This window comes from Prochlorococcus marinus str. MIT 9211 (genome assembly GCF_000018585.1).
Lineage (GTDB): Bacteria > Cyanobacteriota > Cyanobacteriia > PCC-6307 > Cyanobiaceae > Prochlorococcus_D > Prochlorococcus_D marinus_B.
Map to the genome: position 1 here is coordinate 1,124,333 of NC_009976.1, position 22,983 is coordinate 1,147,315.

Annotated in this window: 24 protein-coding genes and 1 tRNA gene; 15 read left to right on the forward strand and 10 right to left on the reverse strand. The window is 38.1% G+C overall.

Annotated features, from left to right (window positions below):
- The first annotated feature begins 168 nt into the window (after positions 1 to 168).
- The 3 genes from P9211_RS09110 to P9211_RS09115 all read left to right on the forward strand — a co-directional run bounded on the left by P9211_RS09110 (position 169) and on the right by P9211_RS09115 (position 2,127).
- Positions 169 to 678 (forward strand): hypothetical protein, encoded by a 510-nt coding sequence (locus P9211_RS09110; RefSeq protein WP_012195801.1) that lies wholly within the window; start codon positions 169 to 171, stop codon positions 676 to 678.
- A gap of 284 nt (positions 679 to 962) precedes the next feature.
- Positions 963 to 1,220: a hypothetical protein gene (locus tag P9211_RS06070; RefSeq protein WP_012195802.1), complete on the forward strand. Its 258-nt coding sequence runs from the start codon at positions 963 to 965 to the stop codon at positions 1,218 to 1,220.
- Positions 1,221 to 1,455: 235 nt separating this feature from the next.
- Complete coding sequence (locus tag P9211_RS09115; RefSeq protein ID WP_012195803.1) at positions 1,456 to 2,127, forward strand: formyltransferase family protein; 672 nt, start codon at positions 1,456 to 1,458, stop codon at positions 2,125 to 2,127.
- Positions 2,128 to 2,534: 407 nt separating this feature from the next.
- Here the strand turns inward: P9211_RS09115 and P9211_RS06080 are convergent, their stop codons facing one another.
- Positions 2,535 to 2,789: a helix-turn-helix transcriptional regulator gene (locus tag P9211_RS06080; RefSeq protein ID WP_225866198.1), complete on the reverse strand. Its 255-nt coding sequence runs from the start codon at positions 2,787 to 2,789 to the stop codon at positions 2,535 to 2,537.
- Positions 2,790 to 2,835: 46 nt separating this feature from the next.
- Between P9211_RS06080 and P9211_RS06085 the strand changes: the two genes are divergently transcribed.
- Entirely contained in the window at positions 2,836 to 4,164 is a 1,329-nt protein-coding gene (locus P9211_RS06085; protein WP_012195806.1) for a tetratricopeptide repeat protein, read from the forward strand.
- A 139-nt stretch (positions 4,165 to 4,303) separates the two neighbouring features.
- Here P9211_RS06085 and P9211_RS06090 read toward each other — a convergent pair.
- Both P9211_RS06090 and P9211_RS06095 read right to left on the reverse strand, forming a co-directional pair.
- Positions 4,304 to 4,391 (reverse strand) — tRNA-Ser (locus tag P9211_RS06090).
- Positions 4,392 to 4,617: 226 nt separating this feature from the next.
- Positions 4,618 to 5,646: an extracellular solute-binding protein gene (locus P9211_RS06095; protein WP_012195807.1), complete on the reverse strand. Its 1,029-nt coding sequence runs from the start codon at positions 5,644 to 5,646 to the stop codon at positions 4,618 to 4,620.
- 159 nt (positions 5,647 to 5,805) lie between these two features.
- Here P9211_RS06095 and P9211_RS06100 point away from each other — a divergent pair, with 159 nt between their 5' ends.
- Both P9211_RS06100 and P9211_RS06105 read left to right on the forward strand, forming a co-directional pair.
- On the forward strand, positions 5,806 to 6,471 hold the full coding sequence (locus tag P9211_RS06100; RefSeq protein ID WP_012195808.1) for a Fe2+-dependent dioxygenase: 666 nt from the start codon (positions 5,806 to 5,808) through the stop codon (positions 6,469 to 6,471).
- Between the two features lie 94 nt (positions 6,472 to 6,565).
- The gene (locus P9211_RS06105; RefSeq protein ID WP_012195809.1) at positions 6,566 to 6,799 is read left to right on the forward strand and encodes a hypothetical protein; all 234 of its coding nucleotides are present in this window, start codon (positions 6,566 to 6,568) and stop codon (positions 6,797 to 6,799) included.
- An 88-nt stretch (positions 6,800 to 6,887) separates the two neighbouring features.
- Here the strand turns inward: P9211_RS06105 and P9211_RS06110 are convergent, their stop codons facing one another.
- From P9211_RS06110 to glyQ, 3 genes are all read right to left on the reverse strand, one after another.
- Positions 6,888 to 8,435, reverse strand: a complete 1,548-nt coding sequence (locus tag P9211_RS06110) for an iron uptake porin (RefSeq protein ID WP_012195810.1) — start codon at positions 8,433 to 8,435, stop codon at positions 6,888 to 6,890.
- Between the two features lie 198 nt (positions 8,436 to 8,633).
- Complete coding sequence (locus tag P9211_RS06115) at positions 8,634 to 10,181, reverse strand: iron uptake porin (protein ID WP_012195811.1); 1,548 nt, start codon at positions 10,179 to 10,181, stop codon at positions 8,634 to 8,636.
- Between the two features lie 119 nt (positions 10,182 to 10,300).
- A complete protein-coding gene (gene glyQ / locus P9211_RS06120; RefSeq protein ID WP_012195812.1) occupies positions 10,301 to 11,182 on the reverse strand; it encodes a glycine--tRNA ligase subunit alpha in 882 nt (293 codons plus the stop codon).
- 276 nt (positions 11,183 to 11,458) lie between these two features.
- Here glyQ and P9211_RS06125 point away from each other — a divergent pair, with 276 nt between their 5' ends.
- Positions 11,459 to 12,997 carry an ArnT family glycosyltransferase gene (locus tag P9211_RS06125; protein ID WP_012195813.1) on the forward strand — a complete coding sequence of 513 codons (1,539 nt, stop codon included), beginning with the start codon at positions 11,459 to 11,461 and terminating at the stop codon, positions 12,995 to 12,997.
- Positions 12,998 to 13,065: 68 nt separating this feature from the next.
- Here P9211_RS06125 and P9211_RS06130 read toward each other — a convergent pair whose 3' ends face one another.
- The gene (locus P9211_RS06130; protein WP_012195814.1) at positions 13,066 to 14,181 is read right to left on the reverse strand and encodes a glycosyltransferase; all 1,116 of its coding nucleotides are present in this window, start codon (positions 14,179 to 14,181) and stop codon (positions 13,066 to 13,068) included.
- 198 nt (positions 14,182 to 14,379) lie between these two features.
- Between P9211_RS06130 and P9211_RS09775 the strand changes: the two genes are divergently transcribed.
- Positions 14,380 to 14,520: a hypothetical protein gene (locus P9211_RS09775; RefSeq protein ID WP_012195815.1), complete on the forward strand. Its 141-nt coding sequence runs from the start codon at positions 14,380 to 14,382 to the stop codon at positions 14,518 to 14,520.
- Between the two features lie 306 nt (positions 14,521 to 14,826).
- Here P9211_RS09775 and P9211_RS06135 read toward each other — a convergent pair whose 3' ends face one another.
- Genes P9211_RS06135 through P9211_RS06145 form a run of 3 tightly spaced genes read right to left on the reverse strand, consistent with a single transcriptional unit; the run spans position 14,827 to position 18,733 of the window.
- Positions 14,827 to 16,641 (reverse strand): ArnT family glycosyltransferase, encoded by a 1,815-nt coding sequence (locus P9211_RS06135; RefSeq protein ID WP_012195816.1) that lies wholly within the window; start codon positions 16,639 to 16,641, stop codon positions 14,827 to 14,829.
- Positions 16,642 to 16,685: 44 nt separating this feature from the next.
- On the reverse strand, positions 16,686 to 17,774 hold the full coding sequence (locus tag P9211_RS06140) for a glycosyltransferase family 4 protein (protein WP_012195817.1): 1,089 nt from the start codon (positions 17,772 to 17,774) through the stop codon (positions 16,686 to 16,688).
- Entirely contained in the window at positions 17,771 to 18,733 is a 963-nt protein-coding gene (locus P9211_RS06145; protein ID WP_041391157.1) for a DMT family transporter, read from the reverse strand. The genes P9211_RS06140 and P9211_RS06145 overlap by 4 nt, the downstream gene beginning before the upstream one ends.
- Positions 18,734 to 18,786: 53 nt before the next feature.
- Between P9211_RS06145 and sppA the strand changes: the two genes are divergently transcribed.
- From sppA to yidC, 7 genes are all read left to right on the forward strand, one after another.
- Positions 18,787 to 19,596, forward strand: coding sequence for a signal peptide peptidase SppA (sppA, locus tag P9211_RS06150; protein ID WP_012195819.1), 810 nt, complete (start codon positions 18,787 to 18,789; stop codon positions 19,594 to 19,596).
- 23 nt (positions 19,597 to 19,619) lie between these two features.
- Positions 19,620 to 19,976 carry a chorismate mutase gene (gene aroH / locus P9211_RS06155; protein ID WP_012195820.1) on the forward strand — a complete coding sequence of 119 codons (357 nt, stop codon included), beginning with the start codon at positions 19,620 to 19,622 and terminating at the stop codon, positions 19,974 to 19,976.
- A 118-nt stretch (positions 19,977 to 20,094) separates the two neighbouring features.
- On the forward strand, positions 20,095 to 20,676 hold the full coding sequence (locus P9211_RS06160) for a DUF2808 domain-containing protein (protein WP_012195821.1): 582 nt from the start codon (positions 20,095 to 20,097) through the stop codon (positions 20,674 to 20,676).
- A gap of 56 nt (positions 20,677 to 20,732) precedes the next feature.
- Positions 20,733 to 20,870, forward strand: a complete 138-nt coding sequence (gene rpmH / locus P9211_RS06165; RefSeq protein ID WP_012195822.1) for a 50S ribosomal protein L34 — start codon at positions 20,733 to 20,735, stop codon at positions 20,868 to 20,870.
- 57 nt (positions 20,871 to 20,927) lie between these two features.
- On the forward strand, positions 20,928 to 21,320 hold the full coding sequence (locus P9211_RS06170; protein ID WP_012195823.1) for a ribonuclease P protein component: 393 nt from the start codon (positions 20,928 to 20,930) through the stop codon (positions 21,318 to 21,320).
- A complete protein-coding gene (locus P9211_RS06175) occupies positions 21,313 to 21,714 on the forward strand; it encodes a PH domain-containing protein (protein WP_012195824.1) in 402 nt (133 codons plus the stop codon). Before P9211_RS06170 ends, P9211_RS06175 begins: the two co-directional genes overlap by 8 nt.
- Before the next feature lie 89 nt (positions 21,715 to 21,803).
- Positions 21,804 to 22,955: a membrane protein insertase YidC gene (gene yidC, locus P9211_RS06180; RefSeq protein ID WP_012195825.1), complete on the forward strand. Its 1,152-nt coding sequence runs from the start codon at positions 21,804 to 21,806 to the stop codon at positions 22,953 to 22,955.
- Positions 22,956 to 22,983 lie beyond the last annotated feature (28 nt).

Sequence of the window (22,983 nt, forward strand, 5' to 3'; positions counted from 1 at the left end):
CCTCAACTAGGAGTATTCAATGGTTCTAGGCATTGAAAATTATACTTGAGTATAACTACTTTAAAGATTCAAAATAGTACTCATTTTATACAATTTAAAAATCAACCAACCTAGGCTTGCAAGATAGTACTATTATATTGCTTATTGATAAGTATCAGTATTAAAACCATGAGGAACCAATCTCTCTTGCTTGCTTTTCTACTGATAACCCCTTTTCAAGCGCTTGCATATGATGAGTTTCAGCCTGGGTACGCATCAGAGCGCAAATGCTTCAAAACTGAATACAGAGAAATATATGTCCCTGGTACAGAATCATCCCCTGGATACGTTAACTCCTTTAAAGATGAAACTTCAGTGCCTTGCGAGTCTTCTGGTGTGAGAGCTGTTAGAAGGTATCACCATTACAAACCCTTTTGGCATAGAAGGTTAAATAGCGGTTATGTAATACATGGACATCGCTATGCATCTGAACCGGTTAGAAGAAATTATGGTTATCACATACGGAGGAATCGCTATGACTCTCAAGAAGTTGCTACTAGCTGTAATAACACAAACAAAACAACTGGCGGATTGCTAGGAGGTGGACTTGCTGCTGCACTATCGAGAAAAGATGCTTATGGTTGGTCTATCCCATTAGGGGCAGTTCTTGGTATGGGGCTTGCAACCACAGATTGTTGAGTATTCAAGCTGAAAATAGGTTAATGATCATACAATTCCAGTAACAAAAAAACATTAACCCTAGAAAAGCTTTTGCCTGTTATTTGTTTCATCTTTTCCCGTACTTATATATACGTAACTAAAAAGAGTTTTGCCCCCGAACAAATTTTTTGTGGAGATCTACATAGGCACAAAATTTGCTTTGAGTAGAGCCCCAAAGCGATAATCAAGGTACTGCAGTGTGCGAAGAGACTTGCACTTAAACCAAGCAGTAATCTAATTTAAGGATCTTAAGATAGAAATTAATGATTTTAAAAAGAATAATTCGAAAGCTAAAAAGAAATTTGCTAGCTATTGGAGACAAACGGTTCAATAGGACATTGAAGGTTCTAGGAGAGAAAGATAGAAAAAACCTTTTCGAGATTTATGATTATGGAGAGCTCTGCCGATTCAGAGCTTCAAGTTTTTACACCAAAGAACCTGAGACAATTGGATGGATAAACAGCTTCGAACCTACAGATAGTTTTTTAGACATTGTCTTATCTGTGAGTTCTGTGGTTTAGAAGCACCTAGACAGCACTGGAGACCCTATTCCTACATCGAGCACCATAAACAGCATTGTGAGAAGAACCCTTCTATTCAAAAGGAGGAGAAGCAATGACAGGTACCGTAAATTCTATCGTCAATGATTTAGTGGATGACTTTTAACTAAAGACAATCTCAGGAAGGAACTAGTCCCTAGATCTTGACTAGTGAGTCTCGAGATTCTAGAACCATAAGATATCAATATAGATTCTGATGATAAGCAAAAAGGTTTTATTTCTTGGGAAAAAGAATGATCCTTATACTTTAAAGGCATTAAATCATCTTAGATTACTTTTTAGTGATGTATATTCTTGCCTAGGAGAATGGGGAGACAAGTTTCCAGAAGAAGCATCTTGGTGGGATGGAGACATTATAATATCGTACAAATCAAGATGGATTGTTCCAAAGTACTTGCTTGAAAAATCAAAGGAAGTAGCAATTAACTTCCATCCAGCGTCTCCTGATTTCCCTGGTATTGGTTGTATTAACTTTGCCCTTTATGAAGATGCCAAAGAATATGGAGCGACTTGTCACCATATGGTACAAAAAGTGGATAGTGGTGACATTATCCAAGTATCTAGATTCCCAGTTTATCCTAATGATAATGTTGAAACATTGCTAACAAGAACCTACGATCATCAACTATGCTTGTTTTATGAAATAACTCATTATCTCTATACTGGTAAATTATTACCAAAAAGTGATGAGGAGTGGACCAGAGCTCCAATCCAGAGAAATGATTTTAATGAACTTACTAAGATTCAAATTGATATGGATAAGAATGAGATTAACAAGAGAATACGGGCAACAATGTTCAAAGATTTCAGACCAGAGTTGTCACTTAATGGATTTATTTTTGAATTAAAAAACGATGGATCTAAATAGCTCTAGATATTAAGATTATCAATAGTTTTTGCACTATTCTTTATAACGAGAAGCACAAGATTCATTGCTACTAGAAGATCCCCAACATATTCCATAAGAATCCCCAACATATCCCCAACATATTTTTCCCAAAGTTGAACTATCCTGAATACTGGTGGATATCTCTTCACGCTTAAAATAGTAGTTACTGCAACGTATTTACGTGAAAGTGACTCGTCAAGACAACTCCTGACAAATTAATTGAACGGAGAGGGTGTCTGTCGAGTTCGGCGAAAATTAGACTGCATTAGACGGGATTAGACAGGTTTTACAAGTCATTTATGAAATACCCTACAACATACCCTACAACGGATTTTAGACTGTATTGACGACAAATAACCGACGACTAATTATAAGAAAGAGGGGTTTTACCCCCTCGATTTATCAACTTGTTCTTGCATCCATTGTTGGACATCTCTTTCCAACCAGACAACAAGGTTTGCTCCGATTGGTATTTGTTTAGGGAAGGTCCCAGCATGGATTTTGTTGTAGATAGTTCCTCTACTCATTCCAGTCCTATGAACAACTTCCCGAATGCGCAGAAAGCGTTCTCTGATGTCGATTTTCATTAGTGCTCCGAAGAGAAACAACGCTTCTATTGCAACGTTCTTGTCCCGCTCCATGAAAAAGCATATAGATTATTTAAACTAAATATAAAAGTAATGTTCTATGAAACTTGGTTCTTCATTCGAACTTTCTTTAGTCCCCCTAATCTGGTCTCTGTTCCTTTCAGGGATACTCTTTGTATTTAATTTCTTTTTCCCTATAGTTCCAGATTGGTTATTAACTATATCTGTAAATTTAGTAAGATTTTCATTTATATTTCCAGTTTATATTCTTTTATTTGATTCTTATATTGATTTCAAAGAAACACGTGCCCGACGTAAATCGAGTAAAAATAAACAAATGAAAGATTTAGAAAATGTAGCAGAGATAAATAATAGAAAATCAACGAATTATAGCAAAGAAGAAGATGAGTTGTTCCACAAGGAAGAAATCAAATATTATAGTAAAGTATTAAATAATACCCCTAATGATATAGATGCTTATTTTCAAAGAGGGCAATCCAAGGCAGAGTTGAATGATAATCAAGGTGCAATAGAAGATTTTACTAAGATAATAGATATCGATAATAATTTTGTTGATGCATATTTATATCGCGGATATTTTTTAATGCTTTTAGAAAATAATAAAGAAGCAATCGATGATTTCAACCAGGTTATAAGAATAGATCCTAAGAATGAGGTGGCATATAATCATCGTGCTTGTGCTAAAGAAAATCTAGGTGACCGTAAAGGTGCGTTAGATGATTTCAATAAAGCAATAGAATTAAATCCAGAATTTGCAATGGCATATAACGATCGTGGTCAAATGATATTTTCATCTGGAGATCACAAAAGTGCATTCAATGACTTCGATAAAGCGATATCACTAGATCAAGAAAGTGGTCCTGCTTATCTCAATAGAGGTTTATGTAAAAATATCGATGAAGATTATCAAGGTGCTATTTCCGATTTTACTAAAGCAGTCACGATCGACCCCTTTTTTACAGAAGGATATGGAAGTCGTGCAATATCAAAAATAAATATTAACGACTACGAATCAGCACTGTATGATCTCAACAAAGTCATGGAAATTGATCCTGAAGAGAGTCAAAGAGGGGAAGCACTCTATTACAGAGGAATTGCTAAGCATGAATTAGGAGATTATCAAGGTGCAATTTTAGACTTCAATAAACTAATAGAATTTGATCAGAGTAATTCTGATATCTATAACCGTAGAGGATGTGCCAAAATGTGTTTAGAAAACTATAGAGGTGCGATATTAGATTTTAATAAAGCAATAGAAAATAATTCAACATTTTCATTGCCATATTTAAATAGAGGTTTAGCAAAAGCGAATCTAAATAATCTTACGAGTGCTTGTTCTGATTGGAAGAAAGCATCAGAACTTGGAGAAGAAAGTGCTGTTGAATTATTGAAGGAACATGGCGAATAGATTTCACTTAATAGATCTTTTTGGATTTCCTCTGACAAACAAGCATTCAAAAATCTGAACTCGACTGAAGATGTTGAATTCACACGAAACTTTGGACCGCTATGGACGCCCTGAGACGCCTATGGACAAAAGTCAGGAACGGAGAGGGTGGGATTCGAACCCACGGACGAGCTTTACCCGTCTAACGATTTCGAGTCGTTCGCTTTCGACCACTCAGCCACCTCTCCAGAGATAAGCTCTTCTAGTTTATGCCTAGAAAAACTACTAACTATTTTTAGAGAAAGATTGAACTAAAAGTCTTATGAAGAAAAAAAATTGATTTTCCTATATAGACCTAAATTTTGACTTTAAATACTCTAGTCATTAACTCTATAAAATTGATTTCGTGATGAGTTTATTGGTAATTATGAGTCGCTTTAATATAGATTTAATTAGAAATTTGCTATGAATATTTTATTCCCAACCTGTCTCAGCCATCAACTTGATTGCCTTTGAGTTCAATAATCCTAACTCTTCAATTGTCACCTTATCAGGGGTAAAACCTCCGAAAGACTTAACCTCAGGACTTGTGTTAACCCCTTTCAATGGATGTTCATAAGTTGGCCCAGCTAATCCAGAACTTCCAGTAGGAGATGCAAGGAATTCAAGTAATTCTATTGCTTCTGATTTGTTCTGGGCATATTTGGCTATCCCTCCAGCACTGACATTGACATGCGCTGGGTCTGGTGTAATTATCTCAACTTTTCGCGCGAAACGTCTATCTTTAACTCCATTTACTCCTGCAAGCATACGAGCAACATAATAGTGGTTTACTATTCCTACTCCGCATTTTCCTTGTGCAACTGCTCTAGTAATTCCAATATCCCCAGGGAAGAAAGGTTCAGAAACATTTTCTATCATTCCTTTTAACCATCGTTTGGTTTCTTTCTTCCCATAAAGAGCAATTTGGTCAGCAACAAGTGATTGATTATAAGGGCTATTTCTTTTACGCAGGCATACCAAACCTTTTAAGGAGGGGTCGGCAAGGCTTGAATATTTTTGTATTTTTTTAATATCAACGATCTTCGGATTTGCAACTAAAACTCGAACTCTTCTAGTAAGCGCATACCATCTTGATTCTGGGTCTCTATATTCAGCTGGTACAGATTTCTCTAATTTTTCAGATCGATAAGATTGCAACAATCCACTCTTTGCAGCATTACTAATCCTTGCTGCATCTACTAAAAGTATTACATCTGCTTTTGAATTTCTTCCTTCTCTTTTAATTCTTTCAATGAGAGATATTCCTTGTGCTTCTATTAGGCGAACACGGATGCCTGTTTCTTCAGCAAACTTTTTAAAGACTTTACGATCAGTATTGTAATGCCTCCCTGAGTAAACTCTTACCTCCCTAGTTGAGGCGATAGTGGAGTTCGTTAAAACTGTAGCAATTAAGCTTGAGGTTGCTACAAGAGTAGGAAGCAAACGATGCAAATTTTTCATCAAACCAATTGATTAAGTAATAAGAGCTATTTCAAACATTTTATATAAGAGCAGAAGGTTTTGCTCTGATTTATCATATTATACATTTATAAGTATTAATTGCTGCTATTGATAATAGGCTATATTATTTTGATATTGCTTGAATATATTAATTAACAGATGGAACTCTTGATACACCAACTTCTTTCTAAAGAAGAAAGCAAGAAAATAACTTCAAATATCACTAAGGATAATAGCTGTTGGATAGATGGTAAAACTTCTGCAGGATCTTATGCAGCGAAGGTGAAGAATAACTTGCAGCTTAAAAAAGATTCAGAAGTTGGAGTAACTAATTCTAATAAAGTAAACAATAAGCTTACTTCAGATCAACTCATAAAAAGCTTTGCTTTACCTAGGAAAGTTCATGGAACAATGTTTACTCGATCCTCTGTAGGTCAAGGTTATGGAATGCACGTTGACAATGCATATATGTCAAGTGGGAGGAGTGACTTGTCCTTCACTATATTCCTAAGTTCACCTAACGAATATCAAGGAGGTGAGCTATTAATTCAATCAATGCAAGGTGTTAAGGAAATAAAGCTTAATTGTGGGCAAATAGTTATTTATCCAAGCACCTCTCTTCACTCCGTAAAACAAGTTTCACAAGGAGAGAGAATCGTTTGCGTTGGTTGGATTCAAAGCTATGTAGCTAATAATGAAGATCGGAATTTTTTATTTGGACTTGATGCTGGAGCGAGAGGATTACTTGCTAAGCATGGGAGGTCAGACGAGCTTGATCTTGTTTTTCAAGCCTATAGCAACCTCCTAAGAAGACTTGGCGATTGAATCTATATCTTTTGATACTTAACTATGTAGCATTAGCTCAGCTTGCATTTGCCTGTTAGGAGCAAGATAATAACTATCAACAATCATAAAGAAGATGAAAAGCTCACCTGTGGCGATATTTATAGCTGCGACAGCAATTGTTGCTGCAAGCTCGTTGCAAACAAATAATTTAGCCAATTCTGAAGAGCTAGGGGGTCTCAAGGAATGGACAACTGATGAGTCAATCGATGCTGAAGGGACCCTCGATAAGGCAGCAAAAGCAGCAAAAAAGAAAGCCAAAGAAGAAGACGTCTGCATCCCAATAGGGGAAGGTGAGAATTGCTGGTAGGACTCTTCTCTTAGATCAATTTTTAGAAATCAAAAAAAGGGTGCCTATACAGGCACCCTTTTCTTTAAGTAATGTTTTCTTGAAGAAATCAGAACTTAAATACAGTCTGAACTAGAGCACCAAAGATGTCATCGTTAGAACCGTCATAGACATGAGAGCCACCGAATAGAGCTGGAGTGATGGTGATTCCATCAGTCAACTGGTAATCGTAATAGGCTTCCCAAACTAGGTTGTCATCAGCTTCGTCGTCACCGGAACCTGCATAATCGGTAGCATGCTCACGAGAACCAAAAGCGATTCCAGCTCTGTTGCCATCGATCCAAGCGTCTTTCCAGTTAAGACCAACCATCCAAGCAGCAGTACTCTGAACTTCTGTGTCAGCTGCATCATCTAGCTCACGGTAATCCATACCGAGCTGAATAGAAGGCATTATACCTGTTTCAGCTGGTCTCCACCAATAGCGCAATGAATAAGCATTTTCGCCTTCTCCAGTTGCATTGTCGCCTGCAGCAGTTGAATAGTAGTCAGACCATGCTTTACAAGAGCTGTTTGCATCCTGGCCTGCGCAACCATGGCGAGCATAAGCAGCAGCGATCTGCCATCTCTTACCACCGTAAGTAACTTGAGTCAGCCACTTAGTTTGCTCATCGGTAAGGATACCCTTGGTAGCATCATCAGCTCCAACAGAGGCGTAGTTAGAGCTAACTGTCCACTTTCTATCAGCCTCAGTTGGCTGTGTCCAAGCGACACCAAAACCTGCTGTTGTGCTTGAAGCATAAGCAGCAGTGTTACCACCTAAAGCAAATTGCTTCTGAACAGGCTTATAGATAGATGGAGAAGCTGCCAACATGTAGTAGTTCTCGATCTTTGGACCGGCCCAGAATTTAAGGTCATCCTTGGTCCACTCATACCAGAGCTTATCTACCTCAAGAACTTGCTCGTGGTCGTTAGCGACAGCTAGGTAAGTACCACCATCTTTATCGCCCCATGGATTATTTCCATCCATGTTTCCAGTAATGATTCTTGTATACAAGCGGTCATTACCATTGAAGCTGGTATTTACATCAAGCCTGTAGCTGTAAGTACCAGTAAGCTTGTCGCCATGATCAACTGCTGTATCAGCACTGTCTTCATAGTCAACAGCACCTACAACGAAAGCTGCCTTACCATTCAACTTGGTAGTTGATGAGAACTGACCAGCACTAAGCTCATTAAGCTTGTACTCAAGTCCATCAACACGGCCTTTGAGAATTGCCATCTCAACGCCAAACTCATCGGCAAGAAGAGAAGCATCAGAAGAAAGACCTTCACCACTTGCAACCAGACCGTTATCAAGGCATGCATTTACTAATGCAGCAGCTTCATAACGAGTTAAAGCAAGACCTGAATTAAGGTTTTGAGTGTAGGCATTATCTACACAACCGTAGCTAGCACTTAGGTTTTTAAGAGATGTATAGGCCCAGTCCCCAGGAACGATGTCTGAGAATTGAGCACTAGAAGGAGCTTTGATGCTTTTAGCTGTTTTCGCCGCATACTTAGAAACATCAGTCATATTGACTTCAGCTGCATTTGCAGCCAAAGGCGCAACCAATCCCAAAGCAGCAGGGAAAACCAGCAATTGCTGGAATAATTTCATTGGGTTCCTCACACTGTGCCCATATAAAATATGGGTACATAGACTTTATCTATAGATGCAAGAGGAACAAGTTCGCCATGAGACAAGTCGATGTAACAGATGATACGAATTAGTCGTTCAAGTTGAACCTTGGGCATTCAATAAAAAAGGGTGCCTGTATAGGCACCCTTTTCTTTAAGTAATGTTTTCTTGAAGAAATCAGAACTTAAATACAGTCTGAACTAGAGCACCAAAGATGTCATCGTCAGAACCGTCATAGACATGAGAGCCACCGAATAGAGCTGGAGTGATGGTGATTCCATCAGTCAACTGGTAATCGTAATAGGCTTCCCAAACTAGGTTGTCATCAGCTTCGTCGTCACCGGAACCTGCATAATCGGTAGCATGCTCACGAGAACCAAAAGCGATTCCAGCTCTGTTGCCATCGATCCAAGCATCATCCCAAGTAAGACCAGCCATCCAAGCAGCAGTACTCTGAACTTCTGTGTCAGCTGCATCATCTAGCTCACGGTAATCCATACCGAGCTGAATAGAAGGCATTGCACCTGTTTCTACTGGCTTCCAGTAATAGCGCAATGAATAGGCCATCTCGCCTTCTCCAGTTGCATTGTCGCCTGCAGCAGTTGCATAGAGGTCAGACCATGCGTGACAAGAGCTGTTTGCATCCTGGCCTGCGCAACCATGGCGAGCAACAGCAGCAGCGATCTGCCATCTCTGACCACCGTAAGTAACCTGAGTCAGGAACTTAGTTTGCTCATCGGTAAGGATACCCTTGGTAGCATCGTCACCACCAATAGAGGCGTAGTTAGCACTAACTGTCCACTTTCTATCAGCCTCAGTTGGCTGTGTCCAAGCGACACCAAAACCTGTTGTTGTGCTTGAAGCATAAGCAGCAGTATTACCGCCGAAGGCAAATTGCTTCTGAACAGGCTTATAGATAGATGGAGAAGATGCCAACATCTGGTTGCTCTCGATCTTTGGACCGGCCCAGAATTTAAGGTCATCCTTGGTCCACTCATACCAGAGCTTGTCTATCTCAAGAACTTGCTCGTTGTCGTTAGCGACAGCTAGGTAAGTACCACCATCTTTATCGCCCCATGGATTATTTCCATCCATGTTTCCGGTCATGATGCTTGCATGCAAGCGGTCATTACCATTGAAGCTGGTGTTCAAGTCAAGCTTGTAGCTGTAAGTACCAGTAAGCTTGTCGCCATGATCAACTGCTGTATCAGCACTGTTTTCATAGTCAACAGCACCTACAACGAAAGCTACCGTTCCGTCCAACTTAGTAGTTGATGAGAACTGACCAGCACTAAGCTCATTAAGCTTGTACTCAAGTCCATCAACACGGCCTTTGAGAATTGCCATCTCAACGCCAAACTCATCGGCAAGAAGAGAAGCATCAGAAGAAAGACCTTCACCACTTGCAACCAGACCGTTATCAAGGCATGCATTTACTAATGCAGCAGCTTCATAACGAGTTAAAGCAAGACCTGAATTAAGGTTTTGAGTGTAGGCATTATCTACACAACCGTAGCTAGCGCTTAGGTTTTTAAGAGATGTATAGGCCCAGTCCCCAGGAACGATGTCTGAGAATTGAGCACTAGAAGGAGCTTTGATGCTTTTAGCTGTTTTCGCCGCATACTTAGAAACATCAGTCATATTGACTTCAGCTGCATTTGCAGCCAAAGGCGCAACCAATCCCAAAGCAGCAGGGAAAACCAGCAATTGCTGGAATAATTTCATTGGGTTCCTCACACTGTGCCCATATAAAATATGGGTAATCAGATGATACAACCAAACACCACAAAAAAGTACGTCTAAGTGTAAAATTTAATACATTCAATGTCAGTATTGACGGCCTGTTATTCCTTCGCATCGCCCTCGAGGAGGGGAAATCCAAGGGCTTGCCTCTCCTCTAGCCATAATTCAGCAACTTTACGCGCTAAATTGCGAATTCTTCCAATCGTTGAGGTCCTTTCAGTAACTGAAATAACACCTCTTGCTTCTAAAAGGTTAAATGTATGGCTACATTTCAGCACAAAATCTAAAGCAGGTCCTGGGAGTTTATTTAGAACGAGATCCGAGGCCTCACCCTCATAAATCTCAAAAAGCTCTTTTAATCTTTTGGGATTAGAGAACTCAAAATTATATTTACAATTACTTTTTTCTAAATCAAGCCAAATATCTCCATATTTATAAGTTTGATTCCAACTGAGATCCCAAATGCAATCTACATTTTGAAGATACATTGCTAATCTTTCCAAGCCATAGGTGATCTCAATAGATACAGGCTTGCAATCCAAGCCTCCACACTGCTGGAAATAAGTGAATTGAGTCACTTCCATTCCATCAAGCCATACTTCCCATCCAACTCCCCAGGCACCTAAGGTTGGAGACTCCCAATTGTCTTCAACGAAACGAATATCATGATCCTTTGGATCAATGCCAATGATTTCCAAGGATGAAAGGTATGTTTCCTGAATCCCATCAAAGGATGGTTTTATCAATACTTGATACTGAAAATAATGCTGAGCTCGATTAGGGTTATCACCATATCTTCCATCAGTTGGTCTGCGACAAGGCTCCGGATAAGCCACAGCCCAGGGCTCTGGGCCAATAGCTCTCAAAAAAGTATGTGGGCTCATCGTACCTGCTCCCTTTTCAGTGTCATAAGGCTGCAAAAGCAAACAACCTTGTTTGCTCCAAAAGGAGTTGAGGGAAGAAATAATGTCCTGAAAGTGCATGCGTATTGCTATAACTTGGTTGTCGAGGTGTTCCGTTATGGGAAGTTGTGATGTTAAAACCGAAGCATCATGTAAACCCAATTAGTGCCATTTCCGAATGTCAAACTGTGTAGAGTCAAGTTAGTATAATTTTTGACATGAAATTAATTGATTGGCTTTTGTGCATTTGATTCACAATTCAAAATCATAATTTTAACTTGAACGAAGGATGCGAAAATAAAGGGAATTCGTTTTATAATAGAAAATTGAATATATTAAAATATATCCTCCCAGAGAATGCGGAAACTTAAATTTAATCAATATCCAAGATTTATTGCATTGCCTTTATTAATTGGTTTCATATTAAGAACTATTCTACTAAATTCGCCAATTGTAGGAGTGCATAGTTGGCGGCAAGCTGATACAGCTGCAATGGCTAGACACTTTTATTTAAATAATACTCCTATATGGCTTCCGCAAATAGATTGGGCTGGCAATGGAGAAGGGTTTGTAGAATCAGAGTTCCCTATATTCCCATATTTAACTGCTCAACTCTACAAATTATTTGGTATCCATGAATGGATAGGAAGAAGTTTTTCAGTAATATTTAGCCTACTAACTATTTTGTTAATAATTAGAATTGGTGAGCTTTTAATTAATAAAGAAGCTGGTTGGTGGGGTGGAATATTATTTTCAATACTGCCAATGAGTGTTTATTATGGACGAGCATTTCAAGCTGAGTCCCTATTACTTCTATTATCAGCATTAAGCCTAGAAAGGTTAATTGAATCAATAAGATCTTATAAATATACAAATTTACTAATTAGCTGGGCTGCATTTGTTTTAGCATGTCTAATAAAAGTCCTACCTTTGGTTTGGCTGGGTTTGCCTTTAATTACTACTATAATTTTAGCAAGAAAAGAGCGTGATCAAAAGAATAGCTTTATAGGCTTAACAAAAAGATTGGCATCTTCTCAAATCATTTATATTTATATGCTTGGTGCATTATTAATTTTATATTTATGGTATTCCCATGCTTACGAAATAGGAAAATTAAGTGGCCTTAGTTTTGGTTTTTGGGAAGACTCTGATAGAAGTAGTTTTAGTATGTTATTTAACACTCAAATGTGGGGTAACCTTATATTAAGGACAAGTATTAGATGCTTTGCAATACTTGGTTTACCTCTTCTTTTTATTGGAATAAGGACTACTTACAAAGGGTATGGTGGCAAAATCCTAATCTCAGGCATTATAGGAATACTTTTAACATTATTAATCTCAATCAGGTCGAGCAGCATACATGAATATTATCAACTTCCATTATTAATATTTAGCTGCCCATTTATGGGTCAAGGAGTCCAAGTATTAATTCATGCAATTAAGAAAGAAAAGTTACACAGAAAAGTACTTAGGATTACATTAATATTTATTGGTTTGATAAGTATTAATATTTTAGCATTTGATTATTATTTATTAGAAAAACGTCAGACGAAGATATGGCTACCTCTTGCGTTAGAAATTAGGAACAATGTACCTTTAAATGAAAGAATTGTAAGTGTTACCAACCATGACCCTACTTTATTAAATCTAGGCAGAAGGCAAGGATGGTTAGTATCAGCAAGCAGCATCAATAAAAATAATATTGAGCTGTGGTTTAAAGAAGGCGCAAGTTTTATAGTTGGTAGTCTAAATTGGGCTGAGACTTACGCCACTCTTCCAGAAGGAACTACAAAAAAGAATTTAAATGACTTACTTTGCAATGCGCATGTATCCGAATCATGCCCTAAGCCACCTAATTTTACTTATATAATTCCTATAAAAAATCTAATCAATTAGTACGAATGTTGGAAATATACTATTTTTCATAAAAATAACCTTAAAGTTATTGATAGCTTTATTTTGCTTTAAGGAGTATTCCAGACAAACCTTGAAGAAGCAACATAATTCCAGATAAATACTATTGAGATGCCAGCAAGCTGTGCCCAAGTCTCATTCTCAGACACAATGTTATAAAACGCTGTGGCAAGTCCAACATTTGCTATTACTGGGAAAGATGCAACTAAAAGGAACTTAAGAAGTCCTTTTAATAAACTTATGCCAGCTAGCCTTTTTGACCTGAAAGTCAATGCATTGTTAATTAGATAATTTGAGGTTGCCGCACTTATTACAGCTATTGGAAGTGCTTCTTTAAAGGTTAAAAGAAAAAATCTCATCATTATATTAGTTGCAACCAACTGAACACCAACACCAGTCAAACCAACAATTGCAAAGCTTATTGCCCGTCTAGGAAGGATTCTGCAAGACAAAGTATGCAAAAGTGAGATCATAAAATCCCATACAATAGATATATCTAATTTTGAAGTCCCATGTAATCTAGGCTGAAAACTTAATGGCACCTCTCCAACCCATAGCCTTCCTTTAGTTAAAGCTAAAAACTCATACAAAAATTTAAAGCCATTAACATCTACTTTGTATATAATTGGCAAGCATTTATTTAACCTTAAAACAAAGCATCCACTCATATAATCAGTTATATGATTATAATTTTTAGGTAAGCTTAATTTAGCAACATAGTTTGCCATAGAAGATCCACCTACCCTTCTTTGGCTTAATCCAAGAATATTTGCTCTCTCTAAAAATCTACTCCCAATTACTAAGTCATAGTTATTGGAAATTAAATAATCAATTGCTTTAAAAACATCTACTGGTTGATGTTGGCCATCAGCATCCATCAAAGCAACAATATCACCAGTTGCATTTAAAAAGCCTTCTTTAATTGCACTAGCCAGTCCAGAGCGACCGACCCGTCTAATTATCCTTACGCGATGATCCTCTATAGAGAGATTTTTAACAAAGTCGAAAGTACCATCACGGGAATCATCATCTATGATAAGAATCTCTAGTTCATAATAACTTCCTAACTTAAATAATTGCTCAACAATTTGAGGTATATTTTCCCTCTCTCTAAAAGTTGGCAAAACAATAGAGAGTCTTAAATTGCTGATAGAAATATCTGGCATTTAATTTTTTACACAGGTAGATATGTCATTGCGAATAGTACTTCAGTCGCTTTAGAAGAGGAGTTAAGATAAAAAAAAAGAAAAAGTTCTTTTGCCAAAAGTCCCAGATCAAAACCTTAGCTATCAATATAAAATCGTTACTAGGTACTAGTTCCTCGCTTATTAACCACAGAAAAACGCAAAAGCACCGTAAAGAAAATGACAAAACTTAAAAAAGAAAAAGAGCAAAGCCCATTAACCCAAAAAATAATATTGCTTACCTTTGGGATAGGGCCAATCTTGATAATGGGTTGGTTTCTAGGTGCAAAAGGTTTTTTCAGCCCTCCTCCAGGTAGCTAGGGACTACAAAAGTTTTTTTTCTTCAATAAGAACAGATAGCCCCCATAAGCCCCCCGTTGGGCAGCATTGAAAAAAAAACTTCTACGTGATAGGGTTACCTCTTAATCTTTCCTTTAGATTTAAGTGTCTATTGTTTTTGCCGCAGACAAAAACAAGATCTTCCTTTCCCGCGCTGATCGGAAAAGACTGGCAAAAAGCCTCTTGGAGTTTATTCAGGAGGTCAATCATAAGAGGAAGATTTGATTGTTTCGTTTGTTGGCTTATAAATTAGTAGGTTTGGAAAAAGTTTTTTACAAGATTCAAATCTTAAATCCTCTCCGGCTTTGGGAGTTGCCAGTCTGGCGATTGCCCTCCATCAATTAAAGAAATAGCTCGTTGCTCTAGCTTATTTCTGTCTAATCTCCAAATATTATAAATACTGTATTTACCAATTATCTCCGGGTTCAAGCCTCTCCAATGCCGATACTTACTTGTTTGGTCATCTATTACTACCAGAACAGTCCTTGATCCATTTACAGAGGAAAGAGATGATCCTTTCCAACCTTGCCTAACTTCTAATTTTAATCTATCAGCTAAGTTAACAAGACCCTCAGCATCATTTGCTTCAAAAAGAATAACCCTATCAGTATAGAAATGTAACGATGGCTTGTTAATACCAACCATTGCTATTGGCTCATCATTGTTCTGAGAAGAAACCAATAAAGTAGACACTTGCCTTAAAGGTAACTGACGAAGTCTATCGCTAATATTCCACATAGGGAGCATAAATAATAACTGGAAAAAAATCAGCGGTACTTGGCTTAAAAAGATTTTATTTGGAGTATTCTTGACAAGCAAGATAAAACATATAAGGGCTGATATTGCAAAACATATAGACCCTTTTAAATATAATCTGTTGTAAATAAATTCTTGAGAGAAGTTTGGTATCTCAGGGTCATTTATAGAATAAATCCATAAGCTAGAAGTGAATATAATTAAGGCTAATGTAAATGAAATTGCTGATGTAAAAGCAAGTGATAATTTATATCGACCACTTTTAGATTCAATATTATGTGTCGATATTCCTATGACAATTGCTGCTGCTGGTGTTGCTGGAAGCCAATAGCTAGGCAACTTAGTAGCAGCGAAAGTAAATAGTAATAAAACAGAAATCAACCAACTTGCAGAAAAATTCAAAAGAGACTGGCTTGGAGGGTTCAACATCTGATTCTTATCCTTCAAAGAAGAAGATATTACTTCTCCAAGTCCAAGAATTAAAAAAGGTGTAAATGGTAAAGAGGAAAGAACCAAAATCAGCAAGAAAAACCACCAAGGCTGAGAATGACTATTAACAACTGAGGTTAATCTCTGAAAATTATGATATCCAAAGAAACTATCCCAAAAAGGTTTTCCTTCTTTAATTAATTCCATTAAGTACCAAGGAATACTTATTGATAAGCTCAGAAAGATTCCTCTAATAGGTTTAACCCTCTTAAAAAATATTAAATAGTCTCGTTGTATAATAGAAAAACAAATAAATGTCATTGCCGTTAGCACAATTGCCACAGGGCCTTTAGTAAGGACAGCAAGTCCTAGAAATATCCAAGACCAGTACCATTGATTGTTTTCTGGATTGGCATAACATCGCCAACTAAGAATTAAACTTATTCCTAATGTTGAACATAGAAGGGCATCACTAACAGCAATTCGACTCCAAATAAGTACTAAAGGAGAGAGCGCAAAAGCCAAAGCCGCAACTACAGCAGCTCTTCTAGGTGAAACAATACCCTTAGGTGGCCATCTCAATAATGTATCCCCAAGCATCAACATCATTACTAAAGATGAGAGAGCAGAAGGGAGCCGAGCGGACCACGTCCCTAAAGGGTCCCAAATGTTTTGCCCTGGCACTGAATAAAAGATACCCATAAGCCAATAGACAAGAGGGGGCTTATCAAATCGAGGTAATCCATTAACTCTTGGGGTTAGCCAGTCTCCAGTTCTACTCATTGCACGACTTGCCGCTGCAAAAAGTGGCGGTGTTTCATCAACCAAGCCCGTTGCACCTAGTTGCCAGCAAAAAATCAAAACACCTAAAAAAAGTATTAAACAAAGGCATCTTTGATATTTAGCTCTATTGATCAATAGCGTCACTGAATCTCTCTATGGATTTAAACTAAATTTATGGATTATTCCATAATATCTTTCTGGACCCAAGAGGTGATTCGTTTAGCAAATCCTTTGGAAGAAGCTGAGTCTATAGCCCAATTTCTACACTTAAGTCGATCAATTTCATTTACTCGATATGTGGCAGAGATTAAGGCATCCAAATCATCAGGAGCGACTAACCAGCCTGTACTGCCGGATTGGATTAATTCACCTGGGCCGCCTCGTTTATAGGCAACCACTGGAACACCACAAGCCAAAGCCTCTACAACAACATTTCCATAAGCTTCATTCCATTTTGGAGTATTAATTAAAGCCCTACACTTACCAAGTTGGTCCTGAAACTCATTTGTTTTAAGGAAGCCTCTCCAATCAATTGTTCCAGGCGGGTAAGATTCTTCAATTGTTCTGGCATAATTTTCATCTTCAATCAGTCCCCATACCAACAAAGTGTCATCAAAATGAGCCGCTACAGCCACTGCATCTTCTAATCCTTTTTCAGGAGCAACTCTTCCAGCCCAACCTAAAGGTCCATCAGACTTTGACTGGAATTTATATTGATTAAGATCAAAGCCATTGCCTACAACTGTTGGAGTATCACTCAATTCATAATCTGAAGCCTGAACATGAGTATGAAAAGCAAGTCGAGAATGTTGTGTCTTAGATAGTTTCATTATCTGATCCTTAATCACTTTTGAAACAGCTCCCATACTTATCAAATGAAATAATCTTGGCTCAACATGAGGTGTTAGCCATAAAGGCAACCAGTCATAGCCAAAATTCAAAATCGCATCAAAATCTTCTTTCCCAACATCAAGTGCCTTTTCCCAAAGCATTGGAAGTACTCCGTTAGCTGGAATGATTACTGGAGAACCATAATCTTGATGTTGCCAACTTGGTTGATCAAATCCTGAAACATATCTAATTTCAACGCCTTCGCATTCTTTTGGAAGTTCTGAACCATTTGGAGCAATTAAAACAACTTCATGCCCAAGTTCTAAAAGACCTTTAACTAAAGAGATCAAAGTCAATTCAACACCACCCCCTTGACCACTACCTAAAAAACCAATCGGAGTGCTTACTAATAAAAGCTTTAATGCTTTAACTGTCACTTAGATATACCTCCTTTGAAGTCCTCTTGAAAATTATCCAAAGACTCCCATAGACGATTCCTTTGACTTACTAAGAAAACAGAAATAAGAACCAATCCAGCCCCAATCCATTGCAAAAAAAGTAGCCTTTCTCCAAGCCAAATACCTCCTGAGATAAGAGCAAATACAGGAGTCAAGAAGGCAAGGGTAGTGAAACTTGTAAGTTCTTTTTTATTAGCAAACCAAAAAAACAATCCATAAGCTAAAGCACCTCCAAAAAGACTTGCATAGCCCATAAAGGACCATTGCACAATTGACCAATCAGGCCACAAAGGCCAACTTTTATCAAAAATATGCCAAGTCAATAAAGGAACACTTCCTAGAAGCATGTGCCAACCTGTTACAGCGACCGGATCACTTTCTTTACATGTAAATCGAATTAAAACAGTTCCCAATGCCATAGCTATCGCTGCTCCAAGCATCCAACCTTGACCATGGCTAAAAAGGCTCCCTTCAGAAACCACATCTCCCATTAATAACCACTGACTAATAAATTCTGGAGAGACTCCTAAGCAAATGATTCCTCCCAAGCCAAGCATTAACCCTGACCACCCAACTGGGTTGATTGCATCACCAAAAAGGCTTCTAGCAAGAATTGCCACAATTAAGGGTTGTGAGTCAATAAATACAGAGCCCAAGCCTGCGCCTGTTTCCAGTAGACCTCTTGCAAGCAAAAACTGAAAGACTGTTCCATCAATCAAAGTAAAAACTACGAACCATGCCAAGTCTCCCTTGGCAATTGTTAAAGGTCTCTTTAAGATTAATAAGGTTAAAATTACTGCAAAGCCCGCAGGCATGAGCCTTAAAAAAGCAACAATTTCAGGGCCACCTGATTGAACCAAGGGGGCCATAGCAGCCATCGCTGTTCCCCATAATGCAAAGGGAAGAATCATTAATAACCAATTCAACATTTCAAACATGACCTCAGCCTGGTGGCTTCTTTTTAAGATCCAATGAAACCTGCACTAATTCAATGATCTGGCCTTGGCGTCGTAAATCCAAAAAAAGAATGGCAAGAATCATTATTGATGGAGCAATCAATGGTGATACAAGGAAGCTTTTCCTTAAAGCAGTGAAGCAAGTTGAGGAAAGAGAGTTCCCTGCTTTACTTGTGAGAATTGATAGTCCAGGAGGGACTGTCGGTGATAGTCAAGAGATTCATGCAGCTCTTCTCAGACTTAGAGAAAGCGGGTGTCATGTAGTGGCAAGCTTTGGAAACATATCTGCTTCTGGAGGAGTATATGTTGGCGTAGCTGCAGAAAAAATTGTCGCGAACCCAGGAACTATAACTGGCTCTATCGGAGTAATACTTCGTGGCAATAACCTCTCAAAGCTTCTCGAAAAAATAGGTATTAAATTTGAGACCGTCAAAAGTGGTCTTTATAAAGACATTCTTTCACCTGACAGGGCCCTCTCTAAAGAAGAGAGAGAACTACTTCAATCACTTATAGACAGTAGTTATGGCCAATTTGTAGAAGCAGTTGCGAAAGGGAGAGGTCTAAGTGAAGAAGTGGTACGTGGCTTTGCAGATGGCAGGGTATTTACAGGAACTCAAGCCAGAGAGCTTGGCCTAGTAGATGAATTAGGAGATGAGAATCATGCAAAGCTTTTGGCTGCAAAGCTTGCAGACCTTGATGAGAAGTTACAACCAATTACTCTTGGTCGTCCCAAAAAGAAGTTATTAGGATTACTTCCAGGAGGAAATATTCTCAGAAATCTTGTAGAACAAGTAACTATGGAGCTTTCAAATTCAGGTCAAATCCTTTGGCTCTTCCGACCATAAAAACCACCCTCAATAAGCAAGAAATGAAACTGCAAGCTGTGAGAGGAGCCACAACAAGCTTAAGCAACTCGCCTAAAGCCATTTCGGAAGCTGTTACTGAGCTAGTTTGCGAGTTGGTTGAACGAAATAGTCTTGAGGTTACTCAAGTTGTTTCTATAACCTTCTCAGCAACTAAAGACCTAGATGCATGCTTCCCTGCTTCAATAGCAAGGAAACAGCCAGGGTGGGAAAAAGTCGCCTTACTTGATTGTCAACAAATGTATGTCAAAGGAGATCTAAAAAATTGCATTAGAATTCTTGCTCATGTATGGATGCCAGATGAACAAACGCCTCAACATACTTACTTAGGTAAAGCCAATATGCTGCGACCAGACAGATGAGCTTTTCAATGACAGTTATATTGCTTGAACAAACTTCTAAAATCTAAAAAGTTTTAGACGACAATTAATCAACTTAAATACCAAACTCATTAATCACTCATCCAATTAATTCTTTAAAATGATTCATCTCAAAAAGCACATTCAGAAATTATTCAAAGGAGTCATTATCTCTTCATTAATGATTAGTGCCTTCCTAGGACTAGAAGAAGTAACTAAAAAAGCTTCTTTAGCTGGCCCAGGAATGATTGAATTTCAATGGGATCCTGACCCAAACTTCAAAAAGCTAAGGTCCTATCAAAGTTCAGACGAAAGATTAGATAGAGCAATTTATTATTTTTTCCTAAGATCATCGGAACGAAAGACAGGAATTTTAAAGCTCTCAATAAAGATTCCTGACTACTTTGAGGCAAAAATAAAGCCTGAAAAGCTTAGTCTATGTCAAGCCAAAATAGGAGGCTGGCAAGAGAAAACAAGGTGTGTAAAAGAGATACCTGCAGATTTTGAAGTTTCTGAAAACCAAACATCTGTTGAAGTCTACCCAGCTCAGCCTATTCCTGTTGACTCCAAAACTTATGCCGTGGTTATGAAAGTCTGGAACCCTAGGAAGTCTGGAATGTTTCAATTTCATGCCTATGCCCAATCGCCTGGAGCGATGCCTATATCTAGTTATGTTGGTACCTGGACCTTTGACGTCGATTGAACTGGTAAATTACTTAAACAAGACAATAATTAATTCCTGAAAAGGATCTCACTCAAATGACAAAAAGAACTCTTGGTGGAACAAGTCGAAAGAGGAAACGAGTCTCAGGCTTTCGAGTAAGAATGAGAACACATACAGGCAGGAGAGTTATTAGAGCAAGAAGGAAAAAAGGCAGGTCTCAATTGGCCGTCTAATTAGCTTAGAGGAATTAAATCAATCCATTTAGAAACTGCCTTATAATATTAAACAGAATGGTCTTACCAAAATCTATGCGAATAAAGGGTTATAAATCATTTGACTATCTTCACAAAACTGGTCTGAGGTATAACAGTTCATCAATGCTACTTAAGGTAGCGAAAGCTAATTCAAGGCTAATTAAATCCAAATTATCTGATTCGAAATTTATTAATTCAACTAGATGTGCAATTTCAATAAGTAATAAAGTTAGCAAGAGAGCTGTTGTTCGCAATCAATTAAGACGGATGCTGCATGATTACTTGAAGGCTAAGCTTGCAAATATTCCTACCAATCAAAATTTGTGGCTTCTATTTAGCTTAAGGCCTAGCTCCTTGAACAAAGATCCAAAAGAGTTGCTAAAAGAAATGGATACCCTAATTAGCAAAGCCAGAATTTTCAATGATTAATTCTTCAGAAAAAGTTTTTTTCGAAGGTCCTCCTGCCAAAGAAGATCTTGTCTTCAATCTGTTAGCAGGCCTTACTATCATTGGTCTCCCTTTCACTTTCGGAGCTTTAGTAAGAGCACTTTGGCTTAGATTCAAAGTAACTAATAAACGTATTTCTGTAACAGGAGGTTGGTTTGGAAGAGACAAAACCCAAGTGGTCTATTCACAAATAAGTCAAGTAAGATCTATTCCTAGGGGACTTGGTACATATGGAGATATGGTTGTGGTAACAAAAGACGGCGAGAAACTAGAAATGAGGTCTATCCCAAACTTCAGAGAAGTGTCAGATTATATTCAAGAGCGAATTGATCAAACCAGTTCAAAATCTCCCTCAGATAAGATAAAAGGGTTTTAACTCTAAAAAATCAGCCAAAAATCCAGAAAGAACTTATTATCTTTTATTTAAAAGCACCATCAGCTTTCCTTCATCCTCATTAAGACATCGTGATCGGGTACATCTCTGACAATCTGCTTATCCCGATCCTGGATTTTTTCTATGGATTAGTACCAAGCTATGGTCTCGCAATAGTGGCTCTAACAATTGTGATCCGCTTAGCCCTATTCCCCTTAAGTGCTGGATCCATAAGGAGCGCAAGAAGGATGAAAATAGCGCAGCCAGTAATGCAAAAACGTCAGGCAGAAATTAAAACTCGTTACGCTAATAATCCACAAAAGCAACAAGAAGAGCTAGGAAAATTAATGGGTGAGTTTGGAAGCCCTCTAGCTGGATGTCTTCCATTATTGGTTCAAATGCCAATACTTTTTGCCCTTTTTGCAACCTTAAGGGGTTCACCTTTCGCAGATGTTCCCTATCTAGTGAATGTAAAGGTTCTTCCACCAGAGCAAATAGCCACAATTGAGCCAAAACCTTTTACAAGTCCTAAGCACTCAATATTTATTACAGAAAAAGACCATTTCCCTGTTATTGCCTCAATACCTGGAGGAACAAAAATAGCAGCTGGCGAGTCTGTAGATATTAAACTTCAAACCCCTAGTGGAGAAGGCTATAGCAATATGCTTTCTCGTTTCAAAGATGGATCTAAATTTACACCAACTTGGCGAGTGACCAAAGGGGATGATCTTGTAAAAGTTTCCAAAGAAGGAACTATAACTGCCCGTTACCCAGGAGATGCAACTATTGAAGGGAAAATCCCTGGTTTAGCTGCAAAAAGCGGATTCCTTTTCATAAAAGCTCTAGGCAATGTAGGTTTCTATGTAGATGGGTCAATTAACTGGGATATAGCAATTCTTGTAGGAGGGTTTGGGGTAACTCTTGTTATTTCTCAAGTTCTTTCAGGCAGAGGGATGCCACCTAATCCACAACAAGCTACAGCACAAAAAATTACACCAGTAATGATTACTGGTATGTTTCTGTTCTTCCCCCTGCCTGCTGGAGTACTCCTTTACATGGTGATTGCAAATATCTTCCAGGCAATTCAAACATTTTTACTTAGTCAAGAAGCTTTACCTGATAATCTACAAAAAATCCTTGAAGAACAACTGAAGCAGCAATCAAAGCAGTCTGCAAAAGAAGCCACAATAGATATTACGGCTGACACAGAAAGACTTCCATTTGAGCCAAAAAGCAACAAATAGCCTATGAATATCAAGCTCCTATTCAGAT